Genomic DNA, 1,408 nt, shown 5'->3' with positions numbered 1-1,408 from the left:
AGCGGCGTACGCACCAGATCGGTCAGCGCCGCGGCCAGCAGAGCCTGGCCACGTGCCGCCCGCGCCTCCGAGTTGGCGGTCAGTGAGAGCCGCCGAGCCTTGAGTTCCAGATTGCCCAGCACCACCGCCCCGTCGTGAATCGTGGTGCTGAACTGCTGCGCGTTCGGCTTACGGCGCGAGCGCCCGGTCGCACCTTCCTCCACCCAGTTCCAGAAGTCCGCATTCTCCTGCCGCAGCCCCGGGACCACCGACAGCGCAGCGCGCACTGCATCGAGGCGGACACCGGCAGCCAGCGGGAAATGCACCGTGGCGAACTCAAGGGGCTCGCCGGCACTGTTGACCACCTCCGGGCGTGATGGGCGAAGGGCGGCCTTCAACGCCGAATCCAGCCAGAAGCTGGTGAACAGGAAGCCGGCGCCGGCCAGCACCAGGTCAAGGTCGGCAACAACATCAAGAGCCGCCTCATCCACCGCGACACCGAGCTCGCGCGCCAGCTTCGCAGCCTCGCCCGGCGCCTTCGCCAGGGTGCGCAGGATCGCCTTCAGCAGCGCATCACTGGTGTCCATGTCGAAGACCATCAGCGCGCCGCTGATGACAGACCGGTCGCCGAGCTGGATCAGCCGCGTTGCCAAGCGATCCCACTGCCGGGCCCCGCGCGACCCGGACTTCTCCATCACCCTGACCGGATCACCGCCGCGCACCAGGTCGCGCAGCATCATGCTCTCGCCCGGCACGATGCCGCTCACTTCGAATAGACTCATGGGCGTCCGGCGCAGCGCGGCCATGTAGTTGCGGTTGGCGGCGCTCTCCTTCCAGCCACGGCGACGGAGATACTCGTCGGCGAGGTTACGGCCGTCAGGCAGGTCGAGCCCCAGCAGGTCCTCGAACACGGCGCCGAAGACGGTGGACATGGCATGGTCGCCAAGCGCGTCGCCAATACCGGCCGCCGAGATGCCGGCACCGGCGCAGGCCTTGCCGATATGCCGGTCCAGGAGGGTGCTGAAGGGCTCGCGCCAATCCTCCCGGCGGGACCAGGCGATCAGGCCTTCAAGGTCGTGCAGCGCAGACAAGGGGCGATGGTCCTTGTGCAGTAAGGCCATGCGACGGTGCCCTGCCCGGGAAGAGATGCGCAAGCCGAAGCTTCCAGGACGGCGCGCGGAAGCCGGCCGCGACGGTGCGGATGTCATCCTCGGTAAAGGGAGGCTGGCAGCAGCCCTCGCTGCCGGCACCAGGGACCAGGACCACCGACATGCAGAATCAGAGTCACCGCCAGCGCGAGTTCCGCGCCAACCTCATCGCGCTCAATCCGCAGCTGAGGCTCACCTTCAGCTATAAGAGCTGGGTGACCATCAATCAGATGCGGGCCGACATCATCCGGTTCGGGGACCGCGCTCAACAGGAGGTCTTA

General features: G+C 67.5%; 1 protein-coding gene. It reads right to left on the bottom strand.

The genetic code is table 11. From position 1 onward, the window contains the following. Nucleotides 1-1,187, bottom strand: a 1,187-nt coding sequence (locus tag ACFHNC_RS24630; protein ID WP_437171876.1) for a hypothetical protein, incomplete at its 3' end; no start/stop codon positions are given. Between the last annotated feature and the right edge of the window lie 221 nt (nt 1,188-1,408).

This window comes from Falsiroseomonas sp. E2-1-a4, assembly GCF_051433165.1.
Taxonomy (GTDB): Bacteria; Pseudomonadota; Alphaproteobacteria; order Acetobacterales; family Acetobacteraceae; genus Falsiroseomonas.
This window is presented reverse-complemented; position numbering and strand designations above follow the sequence as displayed.